This is a genomic window from Stenotrophomonas sp. YJH_SMC_131 (genome assembly GCF_059367975.1).
Map to the genome: position 1 here is coordinate 25125 of NZ_JCAFRJ010000003.1, position 18057 is coordinate 43181.

The following is an 18057-nucleotide window of genomic DNA, read 5'->3' on the forward strand; positions in this document are numbered from 1 at the left end:
GGCATCGGGGCCTTAAAATGTCGTCCAATGGCCAGCAGCTTATCGCAAGCAACTGAACAATGACCCTGTGGGTGCTCGGACTGAATCACCAGACCGCACCGGTGGAGCTGCGCGAGCGCGCGGCCTTCGCCGGTGAGGCGTTGCCGCGTGCGCTGGGCTCGCTGCGCGATACCCCGCAGATCGCCGAGGCAGTGCTGCTGTCCACCTGCAACCGCACCGAACTGTATGCCGTGGCCGAGTCGGCACAGGCGCTGGACCAGTGGCTGCACAGCCAGGCAGGCGACCTGCAGGGCTACCTGTACCAGCATGCCGATGCCGAGGCCGTGCGCCACCTGTTCCGGGTCGCCACCGGGCTGGACTCGATGGTGCTGGGCGAACCGCAGATCCTCGGCCAGGTAAAGGATGCCTGGTCGACCGCGCGTGACCACGGCCTGCTCGGCCAGCGCCTGGACCGCCTGTTCCAGCAGACCTTCTCGGTAGCCAAGCGTGCGCGCACCGATACCCAGGTCGGCGCCAACCCGGTGTCGGTGGCCTCGGCGGCGGTGCGCCTGGCGCAGAACGCCTTCGCGCGCCTGGATGACTCCACCGTGCTGCTGGTCGGTGCCGGCGAGACCATCGAGCTGGCTGCACGCCACCTGAGTGAGGGCAAGGTGCGGCGGCTGCTGATCGCCAACCGCACCCTCGCCCACGCGCAGGAACTGGCCAGCCGCCATGGCGGCGTGGCCCTGCCGCTGACCGAACTGGACCGCCATCTCGGCGAGGCCGACATCGTGTTCTCGGCCACCGCCGCGCGCGAACCTGTGATCCATCGCGAGATGGTGGACAAGGCACTGCGCGCGCGCCGGCACAAGCCGATGCTGCTGTTCGACCTGGCCGTGCCGCGCGACATCGAAGCCGAGGTCGGCACGCTCAACGACGCCTTCCTCTACACCGTCGATGACCTGGAACGCGCGGTGGAAGACAACCGTCGTGGCCGCCGCGAGGCCGCCGCCGAGGCCGAGGCGATCATCGACCTGCAGGTGTCGCGTTTCATCGAGACCCAGCAGGCCAGCGCCCACCAGGCACCGCTGCGGCAGCTGCGTGCGTTCGGCGAAGCGACCCGCGCCGAACTGCTGGAGCGCGCACGGCAGCAGCTGGCCAACGGCAAGCCCGCCGACGAAGTGCTGGAACTGCTGGCCCATGGCCTGACCAACCGCCTGCTGCATCCGCCGACCGCCGCTCTGCGCGCGGCCGCGCTGAGTGGCGATGCCGACCTGACCCGCGCCGCCGAGCGCCTGTTCCCGGCCACGCCGGGTTACCGCCACCCACCCGTGAGACCCGATGACGCCGACCCTGCGCCGTAAGCTGGAAGCGCTGGCCGAGCGCCGCGAAGAACTGGAACGCCTGCTCGCCGAACCCGATGTGGTCGCCGACAACACCCGTTTCCGCGACCTTTCGCGCGAATTCGCCCAACTTGAACCGGTCGCTGCCGCGCTCGCCGAGGAAGCCCGTGCCAAGGCCGACCTGGCCGCCGCCGAAGGCATGCGCGCCGACCCCGACCTGCGTGAACTGGCAGACGAGGAAATCGCCGCGGCGCAGGCGCGCCTGCAGGAACTGGAACAAGAACTGGCCCTGCTGCTGGTACCGCGCGATCCGCGCGACGAAGGCAACCTGTTCCTGGAAGTACGCGCCGGCACTGGCGGCGATGAAGCCGCGATCTTCGCCGGCGATCTGTTCCGCATGTACGCCCGCTATGCCGAGCGCCAAGGCTGGAAGGTCGAGATCGAATCGGACAACCCCGGTGAGCATGGCGGCTACAAGGAAGTGGTGGCGCGCGTGGTCGGCCGTGGTGCGTTCTCGCGCCTGAAGTTCGAATCGGGCACGCATCGCGTGCAGCGCGTGCCGGCCACCGAATCGCAGGGCCGCATCCACACCTCGGCGGCCACCGTGGCGATCATTCCCGAGGCCGACGAGGTCGATGACATCGTCATCAACCCGGCCGACCTGAAGGTGGATACGTTCCGCTCGTCCGGTGCCGGCGGCCAGCACGTCAACAAGACCGAATCGGCCATCCGCATCACCCACGTGCCGACCGGCGTAGTGGTGGAGTGCCAGACCGAGCGCAGCCAGCACGCCAACCGCGACAAGGCGATGAAGCGCCTGAAGGCGCAGCTGCTCGATGCCGAGCGCCAGCGCCAGGACGCCGCGCAGGCCGAATCGCGGCGCCTGCAGGTCGGCAGCGGCGACCGCAGCCAGCGCATCCGCACCTACAACTTCCCGCAGGGCCGGATCACCGACCACCGCGTGGAAGGCCTGACCCTGTACGACCTGCCCAACATCCTGGCCGGCGACCTCGACCCGCTGCTGCAGCGGCTCAGCCACGAACACCAGGTCGATGCCCTGGCCCAGCTGTCGGCGGGCTGAGCACGATGTCGGCCTGGCAGCAGCGACAGCACCTGCAGCAGGCGATCGCACGCCAGCCCGGCGATTTCGTCGCCTGGGTGATGCTGGCCGACCTGGAACTGGAAGCCGGCGACATCGCCGCCGGCGAGCAGGCGGCACGACGCGCGCTGCAGCTGCGCCCGAACCACCCCGAGGCCCTGGCGCGCCTGGGCCGCGTGGCCTGGATGGCCGGCGCGCACGCCGACGCGGCGAAGCTGCTTGGCCAGGCCTCGGCATTGGCCCCGCAGCACCCGGGCATCGCGCTGTGGCTGGGCCATGCGCTGGAAGACGCCGACGATGCCGAAGGCGCAGCAGCGGCCTATCGCCGCGCGCATGCGCTGATGCCGGATGAACCCTACATCGCCGCGCAGCGCCTGGCATGGCAGCGCCGCCTGTGCGACTGGCAGGACGTGGACACGCTGGCTGCGCAGGTACGCGCCGCGCTCGCCGCCGGCCACGGTGCGGTGGAACCCTTCGCCTTCCTCAGCGAAGACGCCAGCGCGGGCGAGCAGTTGGCCTGTGCACGTGCGCGCGCCGCACTGATCGCCGCCTCGGTCCGGCCCTTGCCGGCAGTGACGGTACGCGCGCGCGGCCCGTTGCGCGTCGGCTTCCTTTCCAATGGCTTCGGCGCCCATCCCACCGGGCTGCTGACCGTGGCCCTGCTCGAACACCTGCGTCATGACCCGGCGTTGCAGCTGCACCTGTTCGCGCTGAACCGCGCCGATGGCAGCGGCATCCGCGAACGCCTGCAGTCCGCGACCCGGCTGCATGAGGTGGCCGCACTGCGGCATGCCGACATCGCGGCCCGCATCCGCGCACAGGGCATCGACCTGCTGTTCGACCTGCGCGGCTGGGGCGGCGGCGGCACGCCCGAAGTGCTGGCGATGCGCCCGGCCCCGCTGCAGCTGAACTGGCTGGCCTACCCCGGCACCTCGGGCGCGCGCTGGCTGGACGCCGTGGTCGCCGACGAATTCGTACTGCCGGCAGCGCTGGAACCGCACTTCAGCGAACGCGTCCTGCGCCTTCCGCGGGCCTTCCAGCCCTCGGACAACACCCGCACGCTGGAGCCGTCGCCGTCCCGCGCCGAGTGCGGGCTGCCCGAGCACGGCGTGGTGTTCTGCTGCTTCAACAACAGCTACAAGCTCAACCCGCGCAGCATGGGCCGCGCCTTCGCAGTGTTGCAGGCCGTGCCCGGCAGCGTGCTGTGGCTGCTGTCCGGCCCCGGCCAGGCCGACGCCCGCCTGCGCACCGCCGCGCAGGCTGCCGGCCTGGACCCGGCGCGGCTGGTGTTCATGGCCAAGCTGCCGCATCCGCAGTACCTGGCCCGCTACCCACTGGCCGACCTGTTCCTCGACACGCATCCGTACAACGCGCATACCACCGCCTCCGATGCACTGTGGGCCGGCTGTCCGGTGCTGACCTGCCCGGGCGACACCTTCGCCGCGCGCGTGGCCGGCAGCCTCAACCACCATCTGGGGCTGGCCCGGATGAATGTCGCCGATGATGCGGCGTTCATCGCCACCGCCAGCGCACTGGGCAATGACCCCGCAGCACTGGCCTCGCTTCGCGCCGAGCTGGCGCAGGCGCGCGACCGCAGTGGCCTGTTCGACATGGCCGGGTTTGCCCGCGACCTGTCGGCCCTGCTGCAGCGGCTTGCCGGTGAACACGGCTGGCAGGGCCTCGACAGCACCTGAGCGACCCCTGCGTTACGCTCGGGCTTCCTCCCCGCGTGGTGTGACGATGGCCAAGCTCAAGCGCAAGGACTACGACGAACTGCTGCTGCCGCTGCAGCTGGAACTGACCGCGATGGCGCGCTGGGTGCAGCTCAGCGGGCAACGCCTGCTGGTGCTGTTCGAGGGACGGGATACGGCAGGCAAGGGCGGCGCGATCCAGGCCATCAGCCAGCATCTCAATCCACGCCAATGCCGGGTGGTAGCACTGCCCAAGCCTACCGACCGCGAAGCCACGCAGTGGTATTTCCAGCGCTATGCCTCGCATCTTCCCGCCGCCGGCGAGATCGTGCTGATGGACCGCAGCTGGTACAACCGCGCAGGCGTCGAGCGGGTGATGGGCTATTGCAGCGAAACCGAGTACCAGCAGTTTCTGCGCCAGGCACCGGTGTTCGAGCAGCTGCTGGTGGATGACGGCATCCTGCTGTTCAAGTACTGGCTGTGCGTGGACCAGGAGCAGCAGGAGAAGCGCTTCGCCGAACGCCACCTCGATCCGCTGAAGGGCTGGAAGCTGTCCCCGGTCGACCTGAAATCGCGCAGCAAGTACAGCGCCTATACCGAAGCCCGCGAGGCGATGCTGCGCGCGACGCATCGCGAGGCTGCGCCGTGGACGCTGGTGGATTTCAACGACCAGCGGCTGGGGCGACTGACCCTGGTGCGCAACCTGCTGGACCGGTTGCCGGACACACGGGTGGATGCGCCGTTGCCGGAGCTGCCGAAGCTGAAGGGCAAGCTGCATCGCGAGCACTACGATGTGCTGAAGCCCATCGAGGATTTCCCGGTCGAGGATTAGGGTTGTTCGGCAGGGTTGCACCCTGCACCTGCTCAACGCAACGGCAACGGCAACAGCAACAGCTGGCATCCGCGGGATGGCGGCGCGGTGGGTGGGCACGACCGTTGGCGCCATGGATGGCGACATCGGGCCCCCATGGACGGGTCTACGGCGTGTCCTACCCACCTACCCAACCGCCCCGCCCCTGACAGATCCCTGCGGCTGTTGGTAGGTGTCGACCTTGGTCGACACATCTGTCAGATATCGAAATGGAACCGGGGTCAGATCCGTTTTCCTGCGGAAAGCGGATCTGACCCCATCGGCAATCCCATTGGCCTGGCGGGCGTCGGATCGTGTCTGGGGCAGAGCCCCCTGAGTCAGGGGGCGGCCGCGAAGCGGCGGGGGTTTGGGTGTTGGTAAGTGGGGCCTGCGGTTCGCGCAGCGAAGCGTGGGAGCGGCAGCGCGCATGCGATGGCGCGTACCGAGGTGCAGGGCCGCAGGCCCTGCCGACCACCCCACTATTTGCCAGCAGCGATCTGCTTTTCGATGTCGGCGGCGGTCACCGGGCCAAGGAAGGTGTGGGCCAGCTTGCCCTGCGGATCCAGCAGATGCGTCAACGGCAGGCCTCGCGGCGTGGCGAAGTCGGCCGGCGGATCGAACGGGTCCACGATCACGATCGGATAGGTCACCGGATGCTTGGTCAGGAACGACTGCATTTCCGGCACTTCGATGTCCTCGTAGGCCAGGCCGACCACCTCGATGTTGCTGCGCATCGCATGCAGCGCCGACAGCTCGGGCATCTCCTTGCGGCACGGGGCGCACCAGGTCGCCCAGAAGTTCACCACCACCCACTTGCCACGATGCGCGGCCAGATCGTAGTCGCTGCCATCCACCGCCTTCATCTTCAAGGTCGGGAATTCGGCAGTGGTGCGCTCGGCCGGGGTTTCATCGACCGGTGCCGGAGTGGTCGGCGTCGGCGCCTGTGCCGGCGGCTGGCTGCTGGCCGGTGTCGGCTCCTGGGCCGGCTTGCAGGCCGCCAGGGCCAGCAGCAGGGTCAACGGGAGCAGCAGCGGCAACGGCGTCTTGCGGGTCATGGCATGTCTCCAGAGTCGGTATAGATATCACTGACCTTGCGCTTCAGGCGTTCGCGCAGGGGCAGCCGCAGATCGTCCAGCGCCGCCAGTGCGGCACGGCCCAGGCTGTCATCACGGTACGGCAGGTGCTGCTCGGCCACCGGGATGCGCAGCTGGGTGCATTCGTACAGATCGGCCAGGCTGACCTGGTCCAGGTCACGCGACAGCAGCCACTCGCCCCGCTCGTCGCGGCGCAGCAGGTCGATCTCCTGCAGGTTGCAGATCATGTCCTGCAGCAGTGAATCGGTCAGCATCGGCTCCAGCCGCAGGATCTCGTCATCGGCCAGGCCCTTGCCCTTGGCCCGTGCATGCTGGAAGCGGCCAAGCAGGCGCAGCAGTCCATAGAACTCATACCCCTGCGGCAGGCGCAGTTCCACCGGCTGGTAGCGGAAGGCGGCCATCGAAGAAGCCAGCGACGCCCCCAGCAGCACCGCCACCCAGCACAGGTAGATCCACAGCAGCAGGATCGGCACGAACGCCACCGTGCCATACAGTTTCTGGTAGGACTGGAAGCTGCCCAGATAGGCACCGATGCCCCACTTCACCAGTTCCAGGATGACCGCCGCCAGGATCGCGCCGGGCACGGCATGCCGCCATTTCACCGTGTGGTGCGGCACCACCCGGAACATCAGCGTGATGCAGACGAACTCGATCAGGATCGGCGCCAGCCGCAGCGCCAGCTCGGCCAACCAACGGCCCTCCTGGGTACCGAACAACGGCATCGCGAACACCCGCGCCGATACCGCAAGCGATGCGGCGGCGAGCATCGCGCCCAAGGTCAGCACGGTCCAGTAGACCAGGAAGCGGGTCAGCTTGGGCCGGGTCGAGCCGACCCGCCAGATCTGGTTGAAGGTCTCTTCCACACTGTTGAGCGTGATCAGCAGTGAGGCCACCAGTGCGATGAAGCCGGCCGCCGTCAGCTGGCCGGCACTGGCCGAGAACTGCCGCAGGTAGCCCTCGGCCGCACGCGCCGCGGAGGGCACGAAGTTGGAGAATACGTAGTCGCTGAGCTGATCGCTCCAGCGGTCGAAGACGGGGAAGGCCGACAGCACACCGAATACCACGATCGCCAGCGGTACCAGCGCGAACACCGTGGTGTAGGCCAGCGCCGCCGCTGCCTGGAACAGGCGGTCGTCGAGGAAGCGATGCCACAGGAAGCGGCCGAAACTGATGGCCCGTGCGCGATCCCGCGCGCGCTCCATCCACAGGTTGAGCGTATCCAAAGGTTCCATCGGTGGAAGGGTACCCGATGCGGAATGCTGGCAGGATAGCCATACTGGTAGCCACACGACGAGGAGAAGCGGGCACGATGGGCGAGATTCTGGTCCTGTACTACAGCCGGGGCGGTTCGGTGGCACGGCTGGCGCGCCAGATCGCGCGGGGCATCGGCGAAGTGCCGGGCATGACCGCGCGCCTGCGCACGGTGCCGCCGGTGGCCGCCGTGACCCAGACCGCGCAGCCACCGGTACCCGACGATGGCGCCCCCTACGTGAGCGTGCAGGACCTGGTCGACTGCCAGGGCCTGCTGCTCGGCAGCCCCACCCGCTTCGGCAACATGGCCGCGCCGGTCAAGCACTTCCTGGATGGGCTGGGCGCCGAATGGGTCAATGGCACCCTGTCCGGCAAGCCGGCCGGCGTGTTCACGTCCACCGCCTCGATGCACGGCGGCCAGGAATCGACCCTGCTGTCGATGCAGGTGCCACTGCTGCACCACGGCTGCGTGATCGTCGGCATCCCGTTCACCGAACCGGCGCTGAGCCACACCACCAGTGGCGGCACGCCCTATGGCGCCAGCCACGTGGCCGGTGCCGCCGACGATCCGCAGCCGACCGACGACGAAGCGGTGCTGGCGCGCGCGCTGGGGCGCCGGGTGGCCGACATCGCGCAGCGGTTGGCCCGATGAACCGCGCGCCGCGCACGGTCCTGCTGTTGGCCCTGATGGGGCTGGCCGCGCTGTTCGCAGGCTGGTTCATCAATGACAGGCACTGGCTGGCCACCCAACTGGTGTTCACCGCGCCACCGCTGGCGCTGGCCATCGCCGTGCGCCTGGGCTGGCGCAAGGCCGGCTTCTGGGCCTCGGTGCTGGCGCTGGGCTGGTTCAGCCACGGCGTGATGAGCGCCTGGAGCCACCCGGAGACGCGCTGGCTGGCGCTGATCGAGATCGCGCTGGCGCTGCTGGTGATCTTCAGCGCCAGCCTGCCCGGCCTGCGCGCCCGCTTCGGCAAGCGGCGCTGACGCTGCGCGCCCAGGGCCTTATCATCTGCATTCCTGGCCCCGCGCCGCAGTCCCTGTCCTGGTTTCGCGCATGCACATGATGGAAGAGCTCCTGGTCGTCACCACCGGTGGCACGATCGACAAGATCTACTTCGACGACAAGTCGGACTACCAGATCGGCGATCCGCAGATCGGCATGATCCTGCGCGAGCTGGGCGTGACGTTCCGCTTCAACGTGATTCCGATCCTGCGCAAGGATTCGCTGCACATCAACGACGAAGACCGCGAGCTGATCCGCGCCACCATCGCCGCGCAGCCCACCCGGCACGTGCTGGTGACCCACGGCACCGATTCGATGGTGCAGACCGGCAAGGTGCTGGCGACGATCCCGGACAAGACCATCGTGATGACCGGTGCGCTGAGCCCGGCACGCTTCCGCGGCTCGGATGCGGAGTTCAACATCGGTTGTGCGATCGGTGCGGTGCAGTCGCTGCCGAGCGGCGTGTACATCGCGATGAACGGGCGGATCTTCGACCCGCAGCACGTGCGCAAGAACGTGGCGGCTAACCGTTTCGAGTCGGTCTGAGGAACAGCGTGCCGGCCGAGGTCGGCACCCACCCGGACAAAAACGCCCCGGCCGAAGCCAGGGCGTGCCCTTGGAGAGGGACTTGGGCTCAGTACTGGGCGCTGAGGGTCAGGCCCGAGAAGGTGCTGTACGCCTTCACCCGCACATACCAGGTGCCGGCGGCAGGGCTGTTGATGGTGCAGGTCTCGCTGTTGCCGCTCAGGTACGGACGGCAGGTGTAGGTGGTATCGGTCGGGGCACTGCCCTGGCGCACGTACAGGTCGGCATCACCGCTGCCGCCACTGATTGCCACGCGCAGCTGGGTGCTGCCGGCCGGGACGGCGACGGTGTAGTTCAGCTCGGCACCGGTCGCGGCGCCCAGGCCGGTCACCGGCACATTGTTCTGCAGCACGTTGCCACCCGGGTTCGGGTTGCCACCGCCGTTGATCGCTGCGGTGACCGCCGCGTTGGCGTCGATGATGCCGGCGCCGCAGCCCCCCGAGCAGGCGCCCGGCAGCGGGCGTGCGGTGCTCTTGATGATGCTCTCGACCTGCGCCGGGCTCAGCGGGCTCGGCGCCACCGACTGCATCAGGGCCACCACACCGGCCACATGCGGGGCCGCCATCGAGGTGCCGTTGTAGGACGCGTAGCTGGCGCTGCCCGGCGTGGTGGTGCCGGTGTTGAGGGTGGACAGGATGCTCTGGCCCGGGCCGGAAATGTCGATGCCGGCACCATAGTTGGAGAAGCTGGCCCGCGCACCGGCCGAGGTCGTGGCCGCCACTGCGATCACATTGGCGCAGTTGGCCGGCACCGACGAGGACACGTTGGTGTTGCTGTTGCCAGCGGCGACCACCACGGTGGTGCCGCGGCTGACCGCGCCGTTGATCGCGTTCTGGTAGGTGGCCGAGCAGGTGCCGCCCCCGCCCAGCGACATGTTGATGACTTCCGCCGGATTGGCATTGGCCGGCACGCCACTGACGGTGCCGCCGGAGGCCCACACGATCGCATCGGCGATGTCGGAGGTATAGCCGCCGCACTTGCCGAGCACGCGCACCGGGACGACCTTGGCGTTGAACGCCGTGCCGGCCACGCCGGTGCTGTTGTTGGTCACCGCCGCCACGGTGCCGGCGACGTGGGTGCCGTGCCAGCTGGAGTTGGACGCCGGGATGCCCGAGCCGCACTCGTTGGCGCCATACCAGTCGCCCTCGTCGTTCGGGTTGCTGTCGCGGCCACCGCCATCGCGCGCCATCGCGGCATCGCTGATGAAGTCATAGCCGGGCAGGATGTTGGCGTTGAGATCGGGATGGTTGGTGATGCCGGTATCGATCACGGCCACCACCACGCCGGTGCCGGTGGCCTTGTCCCAGGCCGGCCGCACGTTGATCGACGCGTTGGAGGTACCAAAGCCCCACTGTTCGCTGAAGCGGGTGTCATTCGGGGTCAGCGTCGCACGCATGATCTGGTCGACTTCGACGTATTCCACGTTCGGGTCGGCGGCCAGCTTGCGCATCAGCAGCTCGGATTCAGCCTGGTCAAGCGGGCGGTCGGTCCTGACCAGGGTCGGGCCGACGGCCAGCTTGCGGACCTGCTGCAGGCCCAGCGCACGGCCCTGGCTGCTGGCCAGGCCGGCGGCGGCACTCTTCAGCGAAGAGGCCAGTGCGGTGGTGTTGGCCACCGGCGCACTGCCGTCGCGGTACTTCACGATGAAGCGCTGGTGCGTCGGCGCAGACTGCAGGCCGCTGAGCTGGACGTCACCGGCCAGCGCAGGCGTGGCCAGCAGCAGCGATGACAGAACGGACGCACCAAGGACCACCCACACTCGACGCACACGCGGTTGCGTTACCTGGGACATCGTATTTCCCTTTCTAGTGGTGTGAATGCCGGAATCGGCAGAAGCACCGGCCCGAACCATGGGCTGGCTTGCGTTGGCGAGGTTCGAAGTCCGGCGAGTCAGCGGATCCCCCTATCGATCCGCCGTGCAGATGACGCTAATGACCAAAACCGGACACCACAAGATTTTCAGCGTCTTTTCAGCAAGATGAAATGTTCGTTCTGAGACTTCCCGGGTCGAGGGTTTGTGAAGGTGAAGGAACTTTCTCATCTCCTGCACATACCTGACTGGGTCATCACCTGTCCTGCGATGACTTTGCCGACATCGGCATCCGCCGATTCGGGGTCGGAGCCGGGGTCAGATCCCTTTTCCCACGGAAAAGGGATCTGACCCCACCCACCTGTCCACAACGCAGAAAGCCCGTCACAGGGACGGGCTTTCCAGAAACGCAGCCGGGCGTGGGCTCGGCTCTACAGTTCAGCGTGAGCGATCAGCCCAGCTTGACCAGCCAGTTGTGCCGGTCCGGCAGGCGGCCGTACTGGATGTCGGTCAGTTCCTTGCGCAGCGACATGGTCACTTCGCCGGCCGGCGCGTTGATGTCGCCCACCGAGAAACCCTCGCCCTTCAGCTGGCCGATCGGGGTAACCACCGCCGCAGTGCCACAGGCAAACACTTCGCTGATCGCACCGGAGGCCACGCCGTCCTTCCACTCGTCGATGCTGACCTTGCGCTCTTCGACCTTCATGCCACGGTCGCGCGCCAGCTGCAGGATGCTCTCGCGGGTGATGCCCTCGAGGATGCTGCCGGACAGTTCCGGGGTGACCAGCGTGCCGTCCTTGTAGACCAGGAACACGTTCATGCCGCCCAGTTCTTCCAGGTACTTGCCTTCGACCGGGTCCAGGAACAGCACCTGCGAGCAGCCCTGCGCCTGCGCCTTCTGCTGCGGCAGCAGCGAGGCGGCGTAGTTGCCACCGCACTTGGCGGCGCCGGTGCCGCCCTTGGCCGCGCGCGCGTATTCGGTGGACAGCCAGATCGACACCGGGGCCACGCCCTTGGCGAAGTACGGGCCGGCCGGGCTGGCGATGACGTAGTAGCCGGCCTTGTGCGCGCCGCGCACGCCGAGGAAGGCTTCGTCGCCGATCATGAACGGGCGGAAGTACAGGCTCGACTCGTCGGCCGACGGCACCCACTCGCTGTCGACGGCGATCAGCTGCTTCAGCGATTCGACGAAGATCTCCACCGGCAGTTCCGGCAGCGCCAGGCGCTGCGCCGAACGCTGCAGGCGACGGCCGTTGGCATCCGGGCGGAAGGTCCAGATCGAGCCGTCAGCATGGCGGTAGGCCTTGATGCCTTCGAAGATCTCCTGGCCGTAGTGCAGCACGGCCGCGGCCGGGTCCAGCTGCAGCGGGCCGTAGGCACGCACGCTGGCGTTGTGCCAGCCGGCATCCTTGTCCCAGCGCACTTCCACCATGTGATCGGTGAAGTGCAGGCCGAAGCCCGGCTTCTCCAGGATCTTGGCGCGCTCTTCAGCGCTGCGCGGGTGGTCCGAACGGGTGACGGCGAAGCTGGGAATGGACTGGGACACCGGAGGATTCCTGTTCTGGTTGCGGGTAGTGCCGGGCCCGCGTCACTGCGGGCCCTGGGTCAAAGCATGCCGGTCTCGAGCCGCGCCGCCTCGGACATCATGTGCTGGTTCCACGGCGGGTCGAACACCAGGTCGACGTCGGCCTCGGCCACCGTCGGGATCATTTCAAGCTTGCTGCGCACGTCGTCGACCAGGATCTCGCCCATGCCACAGCCCGGTGCGGTCAGGGTCATCTTCACGTCGATCTCGCGCTTGCCTTCGTCCAGATGCTTGATCTCGACTTCATAGACCAGGCCCAGTTCAACGATGTTGACCGGAATCTCCGGGTCGAAGCAGGTGCGCAGCTGCTGCCACACCAGTTGTTCCACCTGCTCATCGGTGGCGTCGGCCGGCAGCTCGAGCGGTGCCGGCGCCTCCTTGCCGATGGCGTCGCCGTCCTTGCCGGCGATGCGGAACAGGTTGCCCTCGACGAACACCGAATAGCTGCCGCCCAGCGCCTGGGTGATGTACCCATAGCTGCCGGCAGGCAGGGTCACGGTATCGCCCTGCGGGACCATCACGGCCTCGCAATCGCGTTCGAAGTGGACAGGTTCGCTGCTACGGGAATACATGGGGACCGATATGGGGCCGTGGCCGGGGCCACGCAAGACGGCATTCTAGCCCAGCCGCCCCGGCACCGCCGGTGCACTGCGGCAAACCACAGTATCCTGTGGGTGATCTTCAGGGAGCTTCGATGTCCTCCATTGCCACGCGTGCCAGGACCGTCACCTGGCTCTGGTCCCTCATGCTGTTGCTGGGTCTGCTTGTTGCTCCCCTCGCCTGGATGGTCCTGGCGCTGATGACCGGCCGACAGGTCGGCTGGATGGCGGTAGTGTCCGCCCTGGAACTGGTGTTCATGCTGCGCCTGGGCACACTGGGCCCGGGCCGGTTGCGCATCGCCCTGGTCGTGCTCGGCACTCTGCTGGTGGCCGCCGTGGCCAACTGGGCCATCGCCAGCGCCTGGATGGGCGGCTCGATCGGTCTGGACCTGTGGGATGCCACCACGCGGATGGGCCCGCACCTGGCCTGGACCCTGATCAACCTGGCCAATGGCGCGATGGAATGGCTGTGGCTGGCCGTGGCCGTGGTCGTCGGCGCCTGGCTGGCGCGCTGAGCGCGTAGATCCACGCCACGCGCGGATGGGGGGTAGTGCCGGCCGCTGGCCGGCAAAAGCGTGCGGACCAAGGCCCGCACCTACCAGATGCAACCACCACGCGCGGATCCGGTAGTGCCGGCCGCTGGCCGGGAAAGGGATCAGAGCCCTGTCCTGCGGAAAGGGATCCGACCCCGGTCTTCAATGCCCGCCGTCGAGCGCCTTCAGCTCGCTCACCAGCGAGGCGGCCGCTTCGGCGCCGTCGCCATAGAGCATGCGGGTATTGTCAGCGTAGAACAGCGCATTCTCGATACCGGCGAAGCCGGTGCCCTTGCCGCGCTTGATCACCACCACGTTGCGCGCGTTGACCACGTCCAGCACCGGCATGCCGTAGATCGGGCTGGCCGGATCAGTACGCGCGACCGGATTGACCACGTCGTTGGCACCGATCACCAGTACCACGTCGGTGTTGGCAAACTCCGGATTGATGTCATCCATGTCGGCGATCAGGTCGTAGGGCACGCCCGCTTCGGCCAGCAGTACGTTCATGTGCCCGGGCATGCGCCCGGCGACCGGGTGGATGGCGAACTTCACCTTCACCCCGCGCTGGCCCAGCCGCTGCGCCAGTTCCCAGATCTTGTGCTGGGCCTGGGCCACGGCCATGCCGTATCCAGGCACGATCACCACGCGTTCGGCGTAGGCCATCATCGCCGCGACATCCGGGGCTTCGATCGGCTTCTGCGCGCCGCTGATCGCCTGCGCTTCGCCACCAGCACCGCCGCCGAAGTTGGAGAACAGCACGTTGCGGATCGGCCGGTTCATCGCCTTGGCCATCAGCCGGGTCAGCAGGATGCCGGCCGCGCCGACCATCATGCCGGCGATGATCAGCGCCTCGTTGCCCAGCACATAACCTTCGAACGACACTGCCAGGCCGGTGAACGCGTTGTACAGCGAGATCACCACCGGCATGTCGGCACCGCCGATCGGCAGCGTCATCAGCACGCCCAGCGCCAGTGCCAGCACGAAGAAGGCGACGATCGCCCAGGCACTGAGCGTACTGGCCGCGATGATCGCCAGCACCACCACCGCCAGCGCCACCAGCAGGTTCATCACCTGCTGGCCGGGCCAGGTCACGCGCTTGTCCAGGCGTCCATCCAGCTTGGCCCAGGCGATCACCGAGCCGGACAGCGACACCGCGCCGATCGCCGCGCCGACCACCGCCAGCAGCAGCATCGTGCCGGACGGCTGGCGCGCGGCCAGGTCGGCCAGCGCCTGCGCGCTCCAGTGGCTGGTATCGCGGTGGGCCAGGAAGGCATAGCGCAGCAGTTCCACCGCGCCGATCGCCGCCGCCGAGCCGCCGCCCATGCCGTTGTACAGCGCCACCATCTGCGGCATGTCGGTGATGGCAACCTTGCCGGCCGACCACCAGGCCAGGCCCGCACCCAGCAGCAGTGCCACCAGGATCAACGGCACGTTGTGCAGTTCGGGCAGGAAGAAGGTGGCCGCGGTGGCCAGCAGCATGCCCAGCCCGGCCCAGCGGATGCCGCTGCGCGCGGTCAGCGGCGAGGCCATGCGCTGCAGGCCGAGCAGGAACAGCGTGGCGGCGACCAGGTAGCTGGCCTTGACCAGCCAGTCGAGCAGTTCGACGGTGCTGATGTTCAAGCCTGCGGCTCCTTCGGTTCGTCCTTGCCGCCCCTGGGCGCGCTCGGCTTGAACATTTCCAGCATGCGCGCGGTGACCACGTAGCCACCGGCGGCATTGCCGGCGCCGAGCACCACGGCCAGGAAGCCCAGTGCCTTCTCCAGCGGCGTCTGCGCATGCCCCAGTACCACCATCGCGCCGATCAGCACGATGCCGTGGATGAAGTTGGAGCCCGACATCAGCGGGGTATGCAGGATCACCGGCACCCGCGAAATGATCACGTGGCCGGCGATGGCTGCCAGCATGAAGATGTACAGCGCTACGAACCCGTCACTCACCGGCAACGCTCCTGCTCTGTCTTCGTCGGCCCATCATAACCATGGGCTGAACCCGGCGCGCACCCGGCGTCAACCGGAGCGCCGCTCACGCGTTGTCGATGGTGACCCCGAGCGAGGAACCGTACCCTGTGCTGGTGAGCAGCCCCGCCCCCCCGAGCGCCGAGACCGATGCCCTGCCGGCATCGCTGGAGGCATTCCTGGCCAGCGTCGGCCCGCGTGCGTTCCGCTTCGCCGAGGCCGGCCTGCGCCAGCGCGAAGACGCCATGGATGCGGTGCAGGACGCGCTGCTGCGCATGCTGGATTACACCGACAAGCCGGCCGCCGAATGGGCGCCGCTGTTCTGGAGCATCCTGCGCCGCCGGGTGATCGACCTGCAGCGCCGGCGCCGCTTCCGCCTGCCGTTCTGGCGCGACAACCAGGACGCGGAAGGCGGCGAGATCGACTGGGCCGATCCCGGCCCGGACCCGGCACAGGCACATGAGCAGCGCCAGCAGTACCAGCAGCTGGTGGACGCGTTGCGCACCCTGCCCGCCCGCCAGCGCGAGGCCTTCACCCTGCGCGTGCTGCAGGACCTGGACGGGGCCACCACCGCCCGCGCCATGGGCTGCAGCGAAGGCGCGGTAAAAACCCATCTGGCACGCGCCCGGCAGGCGCTGCAGGACTACCTGGAGACCCACCCGTGAACCGCTCCCTGCCTTCCGATGACACCCTGCGCCGCCTGCACGCGCAGTCGCTGCAGGCGCTGTCGCCGGCAACGCTGGCCCGGCTGCGCCAAGCTCGCCACGGCGCCACGGCCACCACCCATCGTGGGCGCTGGCGCTGGTGGCTGGCCAGCGCCTGCTCACTGGTGGTTGCACTGGGCATTGGCCTGCAGTTCACCGGCCATGGCACGCTTGCGGGTCCGCCGCCGGACCCCGTGCTTGCTTCAGTGGAAGACAACGGCGCGCTCTACGACGAGAATCCCGATCTGTACCTGTGGCTGGGCGATACCGACCTGGCGATGGAGTAAATCATGTCCCGACTGCTTGCCCTGCCACTGCTGTTGACCCTGGCGCTGCTGCCGGCCGTTCCGGCGCTGGCGCAGAACGCCACGCCCGCCCCTGCCGCACCGGTCGCGCCATTGCCTGCGTGGGAGCAATTGAGCGAATCCCAGCGAGAGTCCCTGCTGGCGCCGCTGCGCGACCGTTGGAACAGCGCTGATGCCGGCCAGCGCCAGCGCATGCTCTCGCACGGCCAGCGCTGGCAATCGATGAGCCCGGAGGAGCGCGACAAGGCCCGCCGCGGCCTGCGCCGCTTCGAGCACATGAGCCCGGAACAGCGTGAACAGGCACGCGCCCTGTTCGGGCAGATGCGCAACATGCCGCCGGCACAGCGCGACGCGCTGCGCGAGCGCTGGTCGCAGATGACGCCGGAGCAGCGTCGGGACTGGGTGCGCGACAACCCGCCGCCGGCGAAGCCGCGGTAAGGCCCCGGGGAACGGGGTCAGAGCCCTTTGCTGACGCAAAGGGATCCGACCCCTGGCAGATTGCGGGAGATCGGGGTCAGATCCCTTTGCCAGAGGCAAAGGGATCTGACCCCACGTCATTCATGCCTGCCAGCGCGTCTTTGCCAGCAGCTCGTCGTCCCAGTCGAAACCGAGCCGCCCCTCGCGCACGAACAGCGCAACGAAGTTGAGCAGGTTGCGCGCATACATCTCACTGGCCTGGGTCGCGCCGCGACTGGCCAGGCCCAGCGGACCATCGATGGTCACGCCCTGGTGTTCGATGCAGTGCCCCGGCTGGGTCAGTGCACAGTTGCCGCCGCTCTCGGCCGCCAGATCGACAATGACGCTGCCGGTGGCCATGCCCTCCACCATCGCGGCGGTCACGATGGTCGGCGCCGGCCGACCGGGTACGGCAGCCGTGCAGATCACCACGTCCACGCTGCGCAGGTGGTCGGCCAGCCGACGCTGCTGCTCGGCGCGCTCCTCGTCGGTCAACGCACGCGCGTAGCCGCCTTCACCGGCCGCGCTCACGCCAAGATCGAGGAAGCGCGCACCCAGTGACTGGATCTGCTCGCGGGTTTCCGGGCGCACATCGAAACCTTCCACCTGTGCACCGAGGCGCCGCGCGGTGGCGATGGCCTGCAGGCCCGCCACGCCGGCACCGATCACCAGCACCTTGGCCGGCCGCACGGTGCCAGCGGCGGTGGTCAGCATCGGGAAGAAGCGCGGCGCGCGTTCGGCGGCAATCAGCGCTGCCTTGTAGCCGGCCATGCCGGCCTGCGAACTGAGTACATCCATCGCCTGCGCGCGGGTGGTGCGCGGCAGCTGCTGCAGCGGGAACAGCTGCAGGCGATCATCGGCCGCCAGCGCGGCCAGCGCCGGATCGTTGGCCGGTGCCAGCAGGCCAACCACGCTGGCACCGGGCCTGAGCTGCTCCAGCACCGTCGCAGGAGGTGCCTGCACGCACAGCAGGATATCGATCTCGGCCCAGCGGCCCGCGTCGAAGACACGTGCGCCGGCGTCGTCATAGGCGGCATCGGTGAAGCCGGCGGCCAGCCCGGCGCCGGCCTCGTACCAGACCGTAATGCCGAGGGCACCGAGCTTGCGCGCGGTTTCCGGTGTCAACGCCACGCGCCGTTCACCCGGCGCGGTCTCCTTGATCCCCAGCAACGCCACGGCCATGCAGGTCCCCGCTGATCGGTGAGTTTTCCC

19 protein-coding genes are annotated in these 18057 nt (G+C 68.4%); 11 read left to right on the forward strand and 8 right to left on the reverse strand.

Annotated features, from left to right (window positions below):
- Positions 1-59 precede the first annotated feature (59 nt).
- From hemA to ppk2, 4 genes are read left to right on the forward strand one after another with little or no spacing between them, the layout of a single operon-like run.
- On the forward strand, positions 60-1343 hold the full coding sequence (hemA, locus tag AC5P56_RS07565; RefSeq protein ID WP_262225172.1) for a glutamyl-tRNA reductase: 1284 nt from the start codon (positions 60-62) through the stop codon (positions 1341-1343).
- Positions 1321-2403, forward strand: a complete 1083-nt coding sequence (gene prfA / locus AC5P56_RS07570; protein WP_014646030.1) for a peptide chain release factor 1 — start codon at positions 1321-1323, stop codon at positions 2401-2403. The genes hemA and prfA overlap by 23 nt, the downstream gene beginning before the upstream one ends.
- 5 nt (positions 2404-2408) lie before the next feature.
- Complete coding sequence (locus AC5P56_RS07575; RefSeq protein WP_288496547.1) at positions 2409-4115, forward strand: O-linked N-acetylglucosamine transferase, SPINDLY family protein; 1707 nt, start codon at positions 2409-2411, stop codon at positions 4113-4115.
- A gap of 46 nt (positions 4116-4161) precedes the next feature.
- Entirely contained in the window at positions 4162-4944 is a 783-nt protein-coding gene (gene ppk2, locus AC5P56_RS07580) for a polyphosphate kinase 2 (RefSeq protein WP_032956942.1), read from the forward strand.
- A gap of 497 nt (positions 4945-5441) precedes the next feature.
- On the opposite strand, the gene AC5P56_RS07585 is transcribed toward ppk2, so the two are convergent.
- Positions 5442-6017, reverse strand: a complete 576-nt coding sequence (locus AC5P56_RS07585) for a TlpA family protein disulfide reductase (protein WP_049408756.1) — start codon at positions 6015-6017, stop codon at positions 5442-5444.
- Positions 6014-7288, reverse strand: coding sequence for a YihY family inner membrane protein (locus tag AC5P56_RS07590; protein ID WP_288496546.1), 1275 nt, complete (start codon positions 7286-7288; stop codon positions 6014-6016). Before AC5P56_RS07590 ends, AC5P56_RS07585 begins: the two co-directional genes overlap by 4 nt.
- A 77-nt stretch (positions 7289-7365) precedes the next feature.
- Between AC5P56_RS07590 and wrbA the strand changes: the two genes are divergently transcribed.
- From wrbA to AC5P56_RS07605, 3 genes are all read left to right on the forward strand, one after another.
- Complete coding sequence (gene wrbA / locus AC5P56_RS07595) at positions 7366-7959, forward strand: NAD(P)H:quinone oxidoreductase (protein ID WP_014646025.1); 594 nt, start codon at positions 7366-7368, stop codon at positions 7957-7959.
- On the forward strand, positions 7956-8291 hold the full coding sequence (locus AC5P56_RS07600) for a DUF2069 domain-containing protein (protein WP_014646024.1): 336 nt from the start codon (positions 7956-7958) through the stop codon (positions 8289-8291). Before wrbA ends, AC5P56_RS07600 begins: the two co-directional genes overlap by 4 nt.
- Positions 8292-8370: 79 nt before the next feature.
- A complete protein-coding gene (locus AC5P56_RS07605) occupies positions 8371-8856 on the forward strand; it encodes an asparaginase domain-containing protein (protein ID WP_010481766.1) in 486 nt (161 codons plus the stop codon).
- Between the two features lie 88 nt (positions 8857-8944).
- Here AC5P56_RS07605 and AC5P56_RS07610 read toward each other — a convergent pair whose 3' ends face one another.
- From AC5P56_RS07610 to sufT, 3 genes are all read right to left on the reverse strand, one after another.
- Positions 8945-10687 (reverse strand): S8 family peptidase, encoded by a 1743-nt coding sequence (locus AC5P56_RS07610; protein WP_049440131.1) that lies wholly within the window; start codon positions 10685-10687, stop codon positions 8945-8947.
- A 469-nt stretch (positions 10688-11156) separates the two neighbouring features.
- Complete coding sequence (locus tag AC5P56_RS07615; protein ID WP_014646022.1) at positions 11157-12251, reverse strand: branched-chain amino acid aminotransferase; 1095 nt, start codon at positions 12249-12251, stop codon at positions 11157-11159.
- Positions 12252-12310: 59 nt separating this feature from the next.
- Positions 12311-12862, reverse strand: coding sequence for a putative Fe-S cluster assembly protein SufT (gene sufT, locus AC5P56_RS07620; RefSeq protein WP_005415385.1), 552 nt, complete (start codon positions 12860-12862; stop codon positions 12311-12313).
- Positions 12863-12984: 122 nt separating this feature from the next.
- Between sufT and AC5P56_RS07625 the strand changes: the two genes are divergently transcribed.
- The gene (locus AC5P56_RS07625; RefSeq protein WP_046429036.1) at positions 12985-13404 is read left to right on the forward strand and encodes a hypothetical protein; all 420 of its coding nucleotides are present in this window, start codon (positions 12985-12987) and stop codon (positions 13402-13404) included.
- Between the two features lie 180 nt (positions 13405-13584).
- Here AC5P56_RS07625 and AC5P56_RS07630 read toward each other — a convergent pair whose 3' ends face one another.
- Together AC5P56_RS07630 and AC5P56_RS07635 are read right to left on the reverse strand one after the other, a co-directional pair.
- Positions 13585-15045 (reverse strand): NAD(P)(+) transhydrogenase (Re/Si-specific) subunit beta, encoded by a 1461-nt coding sequence (locus AC5P56_RS07630; RefSeq protein ID WP_014646019.1) that lies wholly within the window; start codon positions 15043-15045, stop codon positions 13585-13587.
- Positions 15042-15362: an NAD(P) transhydrogenase subunit alpha part 2 gene (locus AC5P56_RS07635; RefSeq protein WP_014646018.1), complete on the reverse strand. Its 321-nt coding sequence runs from the start codon at positions 15360-15362 to the stop codon at positions 15042-15044. The genes AC5P56_RS07630 and AC5P56_RS07635 overlap by 4 nt, the downstream gene beginning before the upstream one ends.
- A 98-nt stretch (positions 15363-15460) precedes the next feature.
- Here AC5P56_RS07635 and AC5P56_RS07640 point away from each other — a divergent pair, with 98 nt between their 5' ends.
- The 3 genes from AC5P56_RS07640 to AC5P56_RS07650 are packed head-to-tail and all read left to right on the forward strand — an operon-like array spanning position 15461 to position 16827.
- Positions 15461-16045 carry an RNA polymerase sigma factor gene (locus tag AC5P56_RS07640; protein WP_080052964.1) on the forward strand — a complete coding sequence of 195 codons (585 nt, stop codon included), beginning with the start codon at positions 15461-15463 and terminating at the stop codon, positions 16043-16045.
- Positions 16042-16371, forward strand: a complete 330-nt coding sequence (locus AC5P56_RS07645; protein ID WP_032956964.1) for a membrane protein — start codon at positions 16042-16044, stop codon at positions 16369-16371. Before AC5P56_RS07640 ends, AC5P56_RS07645 begins: the two co-directional genes overlap by 4 nt.
- Before the next feature lie 3 nt (positions 16372-16374).
- Positions 16375-16827, forward strand: coding sequence for a DUF3106 domain-containing protein (locus AC5P56_RS07650; RefSeq protein WP_014646015.1), 453 nt, complete (start codon positions 16375-16377; stop codon positions 16825-16827).
- 120 nt (positions 16828-16947) lie between these two features.
- On the opposite strand, the gene AC5P56_RS07655 is transcribed toward AC5P56_RS07650, so the two are convergent.
- Positions 16948-18027 (reverse strand): NAD(P) transhydrogenase subunit alpha, encoded by a 1080-nt coding sequence (locus AC5P56_RS07655; RefSeq protein WP_262216491.1) that lies wholly within the window; start codon positions 18025-18027, stop codon positions 16948-16950.
- Positions 18028-18057 lie beyond the last annotated feature (30 nt).

Bases quoted from the DNA above. Each gene is read 5' to 3' on its own strand.
- ppk2 (WP_032956942.1), top strand. From the start codon at position 4,162: ATGGCCAAGCTCAAGCGCAAGGACTACGACGAACTGCTGCTGCCGCTG.
- AC5P56_RS07640 (WP_080052964.1), top strand. From the start codon at position 15,461: ATGGTGACCCCGAGCGAGGAACCGTACCCTGTGCTGGTGAGCAGCCCC.
- hemA (WP_262225172.1), top strand. From the start codon at position 60: ATGACCCTGTGGGTGCTCGGACTGAATCACCAGACCGCACCGGTGGAG.
- AC5P56_RS07610 (WP_049440131.1), bottom strand. From the start codon at position 10,687: ATGTCCCAGGTAACGCAACCGCGTGTGCGTCGAGTGTGGGTGGTCCTT.
- AC5P56_RS07590 (WP_288496546.1), bottom strand. From the start codon at position 7,288: ATGGAACCTTTGGATACGCTCAACCTGTGGATGGAGCGCGCGCGGGAT.
- AC5P56_RS07625 (WP_046429036.1), top strand. From the start codon at position 12,985: ATGTCCTCCATTGCCACGCGTGCCAGGACCGTCACCTGGCTCTGGTCC.
- AC5P56_RS07655 (WP_262216491.1), bottom strand. From the start codon at position 18,027: ATGGCCGTGGCGTTGCTGGGGATCAAGGAGACCGCGCCGGGTGAACGG.
- wrbA (WP_014646025.1), top strand. From the start codon at position 7,366: ATGGGCGAGATTCTGGTCCTGTACTACAGCCGGGGCGGTTCGGTGGCA.
- AC5P56_RS07585 (WP_049408756.1), bottom strand. From the start codon at position 6,017: ATGACCCGCAAGACGCCGTTGCCGCTGCTGCTCCCGTTGACCCTGCTG.
- AC5P56_RS07605 (WP_010481766.1), top strand. From the start codon at position 8,371: ATGGAAGAGCTCCTGGTCGTCACCACCGGTGGCACGATCGACAAGATC.
- prfA (WP_014646030.1), top strand. From the start codon at position 1,321: ATGACGCCGACCCTGCGCCGTAAGCTGGAAGCGCTGGCCGAGCGCCGC.
- AC5P56_RS07575 (WP_288496547.1), top strand. From the start codon at position 2,409: ATGTCGGCCTGGCAGCAGCGACAGCACCTGCAGCAGGCGATCGCACGC.
- sufT (WP_005415385.1), bottom strand. From the start codon at position 12,862: ATGTATTCCCGTAGCAGCGAACCTGTCCACTTCGAACGCGATTGCGAG.
- AC5P56_RS07600 (WP_014646024.1), top strand. From the start codon at position 7,956: ATGAACCGCGCGCCGCGCACGGTCCTGCTGTTGGCCCTGATGGGGCTG.
- AC5P56_RS07650 (WP_014646015.1), top strand. From the start codon at position 16,375: ATGTCCCGACTGCTTGCCCTGCCACTGCTGTTGACCCTGGCGCTGCTG.